A 6364-nucleotide genomic window follows, 5' to 3' on the forward strand; every position below is an offset into this window, starting at 1 on the left:
GGCGTCAATGCAACCCAGTTCGAGCGACATTTCGCCCCCCGAGAACAAGCCCGATGCGGATGCTGCGGGCATTGCCAGGATCGGCGTGTGGTTTTTGCTCCTGAGCCTGGGCGGGTTCCTGCTCTGGGCCTGCCTGGCACCACTTGACCGCGGCGTAGTCGGTAGCGGCACCGTGGTGGTTTCCGGCGAGCGCAAGACCGTGCAGTCGCGCAATGGCGGCACGATCGACAGCATCCTGGTACGTGAAGGCGACCGGGTGCAGCAGGGGCAAGTGGTGATGCAGCTCAACACCGTCCAGGCCAAGTCGCAACTGGATGTCGCCCTGGGCCAGTGGCTCGGCGCCCGCGCCGTCGAGGACCGGCTGACGGCCGAACGCCTGAACCGCGACACGGTGAAGTGGTCCGAAGCATTGCTGGCCCGTGCCGGTGACCCGCGCGCCGTCGCGGCGATGGAGCTGCAAGGCTATCTGTTCGCCACCCGCCGTGCCGAACTGGCCAGCCGCATGCAAATCAGCCGGCACGAAATAGCCTCGCTCAAAGAACAGCTCCAGGGCTTCGAAGAGATCAAGCGCAACCACGCCGTACAGCTGCAATTCCAGGAGCAGGCGCTCAAGGGGCTGCGGGAACTGGCCCGTGAAGGTTATCTGCCACGCAACCGGCTGTTCGAAGCGGAAAGCAGTGCGGCGCAGTTGGGCGCCCAATTGGCCTCGAGCGTTTCCGATATCGGCCGCACGCGCCAGGCGATCAATGAAAGCGAGCTCAAGGCGCTGCAACAGGGGCAGGTCTTTCGCAGCGACGCCGAGTCGCAATTGACCCAGGTCGTGGCGCAGACCTCGAGCCTGATCGACCAGATCAAGTCATTGGAATTCGAAGTCAACAGTGCCGCCATCGTTGCGCCTGTCGCCGGCCAGGTGATGGGCATGACCGTGCACACCGTCGGCGGCGTCGCACCCGCGGGCCAGCGCCTGATGGACATTGTCCCGCAAGGCTCCAGCTGGGTGGTCAAGGCGCAATTCCCGCCGATGATGGCCGACCGGCTCAAGCCGGAGCTGCCGGTCGATCTGCGTTTCGGTTCGTTGCAACGGGTCCACACCCCGGTGATCGTCGGCAAGGTGCTCACGGTGTCGGCCGACCAGTTGATCGACGAACACACCGGTTCGCCCTACTTTTCGGTGGAGGTCTCGGTCAGCCCCGAGGCGATCATCCATCTGCGCGAGCTGGGCCTGGATGTCAAGCCAGGCATGCAGGCCGAAGTACTGGTCAAGACCGGCGAACGCACCCTTGCCAATTACTTGATGCAGCCGGTGACCGAGCGTATGGCCGGGGCTTTCAAGGAAGAATGACCGTGTCCGTACGCATCGCCTTGCTACTCTCCGTGTTCTGCTCGTGCCGGCTGCTGGCGGCTGAAGCGCCGTTGTCACTGGTCGCCCTCTACGACGCCTCGCGACTCAACGATGCGACCTACCAGGTTGCCAACCATGACTTCGAGGCATCGCGCCAGGAAGAGGCCATCGGCCGCAGTGGCTTGCTGCCGCAGGTCGCCATCAACTCGCGCTACGGCAAGGGCGGAGAGTTCGAAAAGCAGTCCCGCGCCAATAACCAGAACGATCAATACACTTCCGACAGCGTTGCCCTGTCGGTTATCCAGCCGCTGTTCGACAAAGGCCGCTGGGCCTCCTACGAGCAGGCCAAGGCGCGTGGGCAGTTGGGCGAAGTCCAGCACGAAGGCGCCGACCAGCAGCTGTTCGATCGCGTGGTGCAGGCCTATTTCGATCTCGCCCAGGTGGAAAACGAACTCAAGCTGACGATCCAGCAGAAAGCCTCGGTCGAAGAACTGGCCAAGCAATCCCGGCGCCTGTTCGAAGCCGGTGAAGGCAGCATCACCGACCTTGAAGAAGCGCAAGCCCGGCTCGATTCCATCCGCGCCCAGGAAATCCAGTTGCAGGCCCAGCATCGTGCGGCCCTGCGCAAGCTGGCGGGTCGCGCCGGGATTACCGTCAGCGAGATCCCGCAGATGCAGGAGCAGGCACCGGCCGCCGCCTTGCTTACCCCCGAGCAGGACCTCGACTACTGGCTGATCAAGGCCGACCAGGCCGCGTCGGCACTGGGCATCAGCCGTGCTTCGATCAAAGTGGCCGAAGCCAACCTCAACCAGCAGAAGGCCGGGCACTACCCGACCGTGGCGCTGAGCGGCCGGCTGGCGCAGGTCGGCCAGAGTGACATCAACGAAACGTCCCAGCGCCAGTCGACATACTACGTGGGCGTCGTCATCGATATCCCGCTGTACCAGGGCGGCGGGGTCAGCGCTTCTTCGGAAAAGGCCCGCGCTGCCCTGGAGAGTGCCCGATCCGGGTATGAGGTCCAGCTCCAGCAAATGAACGAGGACCTCGAGCTCAACTACCTGGGGGTGGTGGCGGGCTTCGAGAAGATCAAGGCCCTGGTGACGGCCGTGCGCTCCAGCCAGACCGCCCTGAAGTCCGCGGAAAAAGGCTATGAGGCCGGCGTGCGCTCGACGGTCGACATCCTCGACGCCCAACAGCGCCTGTTCTCCTCCAAGCGTGACCTGCTCGATACCAAGCTGGCGATGCTGCAAAGCTACGTCAACCTGCACACCCGCACCGGCCAGATGACCCGCAACGAGCTGGAAAAGGTCCAGGGGTTGTTCTGATCAACTGATCGACTGATCGACTGATTAACTGTAGGAGCGAGCTTGCTCGCGATGGTCGTAAACGATAACGCGTGTTTACTGACTGAACGCGGCGCTCTCAAGTCCATCGCGAGCGAGCTCGCTCCTACAGAGGACAGCGACAGCATCAGACCCGGCCAGGCGCCACACTGCTGATCGCGTCCTCGAAATCCCTGACGAAGCGCGGTGTGTCGAACAGCGCCGAGTGCTCGCGGCCCCGGTGCAGACGCTCACGCAAACCGGGCAACAGGTCCGCCCGGGTCGCCAGTTCGACGGCACGCTCTTCGTACTCGGCCAGCGTGGTAGTGATCAGCTCCGGCAGGTCCAGCGCAGTCAGCAGGCTGCCAGCCATGCGCGAGGCAAAAGTGCGGCCCGAGCGGGTCAGTACCGGCAGCCCCATCCACAGGGCATCGTTGGCCGTGGTCCCGGCGTTGAACGGATACGCGTCGAGAAACAGATCCGCGACACTGTAGCGGGCCAGGTATTGCTCCGGTGCAACCCGCGGGGCGAACAGCAAGCGTGCCGGGTCCACGCCATGCGCCTGGGCCCTGGCGCAGAGGTTTTCCTGGGCCCATTGGTTGTCGGCCAGCAGCCACAACACACTGTCGGGGGCGCGCTGCAGGATCCGCATCCAGCAGTCGAACACTTCTTCATTGAACTTGTAGTTGTTGTTGAACGAGCAAAACACGAAACGCTCTTGCGGCAAGCCGCACTCGGCGCGGGTCGGCAACGCCGCAACGGGTCGCTGGCGGTCGCTGCACTGGTAGATCTGCGCCAGGTACAGCGGTGTTTCACTGTAGTACGCCTTCTCGCTGTCGGGGATCAGGTAGCGATCGGCGATCACATAATCGATGCCCGGCAAGCCGGTCGACCCGGGAAAGCCCAGGTAGGTCATCTGCACCGCAGCCGGGCGGTATGCCGGAATGTCCGGCCGGGCCCCGGACGTCAGCCCGTGCAGGTCGATGAGGATATCGATTTCATGGTTGCGGATGCATTGCGCGGCAGTGGCATCGTCCATGGCATCGATGCGCACGAAGTGATCCATGGCCTGCCTGACCCGCTCGCGCAGGGCCGAACCGTCTTCGCGGCTCCAGCAAAAACCGTACACCTCGAAACGCTGCCGATCGATCAGCTCGAACAGCTCCACCGTCAGCAACGACACCGCGTGCAGGCAGAAGTCCGAAGACAGGAAGCCAATGCGCAACTTCTGGTGGCCATAGCCCTGGGCCGAAGCCAGGGCGGGTACCCGTACATTGACCCGTTCCTTGACGAAGTGCACCGCGGCGGCCAGTTGCAGGCCGGGGTCATCGCTGCCGGCGAGCAGTGCCAGGGGCGAAGACGCCTTGAGCAGATCGCCACGGGTCAAGCCTGCCGGTGGCTCATAGACCGGCCAGACGCATTGCTTCTGGCGCAAGTGCACCCAGTGCTGAATCACCTTGGGTTGATTCGGGTCGGCATCCAGGCTGGTGCGCAGGATGGCTTCGGATTTCTGCAACTGCCGGGTTTCCTCGTACAGGCGGCCCAGGTTGTTGCAGGTCATCAGGTACAGCTCGCGACTTTGCGTGGCGTCGACCATGCGGTCATCGAGCATCGACTGCCAGATGGCCAGGGCCTCCTGCGGTTTGTGCTGACGCTCCAGCAGCGTCCCCAGGTTGAACCACGCCTGGGCGAATTCCGGGTTCTGGGCAATGGCGGCGCGATAGGCTGCCTCTGCGGCCTCGATCTGCCCCAGTTGCGACAGCGTGGCCCCCAGGTTGAACTGGATAATGTAATTGACCGACGAATGGCAGTGCTGCAACCAGCGCTGGTAGAGCGTCGCGACATCTTTGACGCGCTGTGCGCCATTGAGTCGGTCTGCGGTTTCGAGCAACTTCATCGGTTCCAGAGCGATACCCTCGGCCAGCTGCAGGGCTGCGGCCAGCACGACATCGAGGTTCGGGCTCTCAAGATTCTGTCTAAGCATTTGCACGAAGTTCTCTTCCAATAAAAAAATACCGAGCTCTTTCGAGCCCGGTATCGGATCAGTCAAGGTTTACCACTGAAACTCAGTGAATCCAAGTCTGCACGTCGGTTGCGACCAACAACTGGACGTCGCCGTCGTTGAACACGTTGTAGCTGGCGCCATCGACCGTGGTGGTCCCCGCCGCCTGCCACTGACCACTGTCGCCAGTGATGTTGACTGTGTCGTTGTGGTCACCGTTGACGATCATCTGCACCGGTGCTGCGGCACCGCTGGCCACATCCACTTGGCCAGCCTGGCCGAGCTTGGCGACAGCCTCGGCATCGACGGTCAGTACGCTGGCCTTGCCGCCATCGGCCGCCAGATCGATGGCACCCAGGGAGTGAGCTTCGACTGCCGGCGAATCCAGCTTGGTCAGGTCCAGGGACTGATTGCCATTGCCGTCGGTGCGGAACCAGACGTCGGCGATCGTATGGCTCTGGCCATCGCTGGTTTCGAAGCTGCTGTCGAGACCGATCAGGTTGCCATGGTTGAGCTCGGCGGTCTTGGCCACATCCAGGTTGAACTGGGTGATGCCCAGCTCCTTGAGGGTGTGCATCTCGCCCTTCTCACTGACGCCATCGTTGTTCCCATCGACCCAGACTTGCAGCGCCGCGAACAGCTGGTCCGCCCCGTTGACCGCGCCATCATGGTTGCTGTCCAGGCTGACGAGGGCCTCGAAGCCGTCCTTGGCCAACGAACCGTCCGGCAGACGGAACGAGGAACCGAACAGCTCGGAGCCATCGTTGACCTGGCCATCGCCATTGAGGTCAAGCGCCAGCAGGCCGTCACCGCCAGCGGTCCAGCCGGTGGCTTCCTTGTGGCCGTCGGCATTGAGGTCGAACTTGACGCCATTGCTCAGGTGAGTGGTCTGTACGCCATCGCCGTTGAGGTCCAGGACCAGCGGCGTGGACAGGGCCAGCGCGTCGATCTGGGTGGCGCTCATTGCCTGCAGTTGCGCCGTGGTGAACGAATCAACCTGGGCCATAGACAGGTGCGACAGTTGCGCCGTGGTCAGGACTACGGCTTGCGCCGTGGTCAGCGCCGCGACTTGCGCCGTGGTCAACGCCGCCATGTCGGTGGTTTCGATCGCCACGATCTGCGCCGTGGTCAGGGCCGCTATATCGGCGGTTTCCAAGGCGCTGATCTGGGTCGGCTTGAGGGCCGCGATCTGCGCCGTGGTCAGGGCCGCCACCTGGGCAGTGGTCAACGCTACCAGTTGGGCTGAAGTCAGCGCACCGATATCCGCAGTCTCGATGGCCGCCACTTGCGTGGTGGTCAGGGCTGCAACCTGGGCGGTGGTCAAGCCCGCCACCTGGGCGGTGGTCAGGGCCACCACCTGGGCGGTGGTCAGGGCAGCGGCCTGCGCGGTGGTCAGGCTTGCAGTGTCGCTCACTGTCAGCGCGGCAATGTCCGCGGTTTCAAGTGCCGCCACTTGCGTGGTGGTCAGGGCCGCCGCTTGCGCGGTGGTCAAGGCCGCCACCTGGGCCGTGGTCAACGCCACCACCTGGGCGGTGGTCAGGGCAGCCACATCGACAGTCTGCAGAGCGCTGATCTGGGTCGCCTTGAGGGCCGCCACCTCGGCCGTGGTCAGTGCAGCGACCTGGGCCGTGGTCAACGCTACCAGTTGAGCAGAAGTCAGCGCACCGATATCGGCAGTTTCGATGGCCGCCACTTGCG

General features: G+C 63.6%; 3 protein-coding genes and 1 pseudogene. 2 read left to right on the forward strand and 2 right to left on the reverse strand.

Annotated features, from left to right (window positions below):
- Positions 1-7: 7 nt before the first annotated feature.
- Together PMI26_RS07745 and PMI26_RS07740 are read left to right on the forward strand one after the other, a co-directional pair.
- On the forward strand, positions 8-1342 hold the full coding sequence (locus PMI26_RS07745) for an HlyD family type I secretion periplasmic adaptor subunit (RefSeq protein WP_007977374.1): 1335 nt from the start codon (positions 8-10) through the stop codon (positions 1340-1342).
- Positions 1339-2667, forward strand: coding sequence for a TolC family outer membrane protein (locus PMI26_RS07740; protein WP_007977375.1), 1329 nt, complete (start codon positions 1339-1341; stop codon positions 2665-2667). Before PMI26_RS07745 ends, PMI26_RS07740 begins: the two co-directional genes overlap by 4 nt.
- A gap of 145 nt (positions 2668-2812) precedes the next feature.
- Here PMI26_RS07740 and PMI26_RS07735 read toward each other — a convergent pair whose 3' ends face one another.
- Both PMI26_RS07735 and PMI26_RS07730 read right to left on the reverse strand, forming a co-directional pair.
- Positions 2813-4648, reverse strand: coding sequence for an O-linked N-acetylglucosamine transferase, SPINDLY family protein (locus PMI26_RS07735; RefSeq protein ID WP_007977387.1), 1836 nt, complete (start codon positions 4646-4648; stop codon positions 2813-2815).
- An 82-nt stretch (positions 4649-4730) separates the two neighbouring features.
- Positions 4731-6364 (reverse strand): annotated as a pseudogene (locus PMI26_RS07730) (hypothetical protein); the annotation flags it as partial.

The sequence above is a fragment of the Pseudomonas sp. GM33 genome, assembly GCF_000282295.1.
Lineage (GTDB): Bacteria > Pseudomonadota > Gammaproteobacteria > Pseudomonadales > Pseudomonadaceae > Aquipseudomonas > Aquipseudomonas laurylsulfatiphila.

What these genes read in the sequence shown, in the direction of transcription:
- PMI26_RS07745 (WP_007977374.1), top strand. Translation starts at nt 8, where the DNA reads ATGCAACCCAGTTCGAGCGACATTTCGCCCCCCGAGAACAAGCCCGAT.
- PMI26_RS07740 (WP_007977375.1), top strand. Translation starts at nt 1,339, where the DNA reads ATGACCGTGTCCGTACGCATCGCCTTGCTACTCTCCGTGTTCTGCTCG.
- PMI26_RS07735 (WP_007977387.1), bottom strand. Translation starts at nt 4,648, where the DNA reads ATGCTTAGACAGAATCTTGAGAGCCCGAACCTCGATGTCGTGCTGGCC.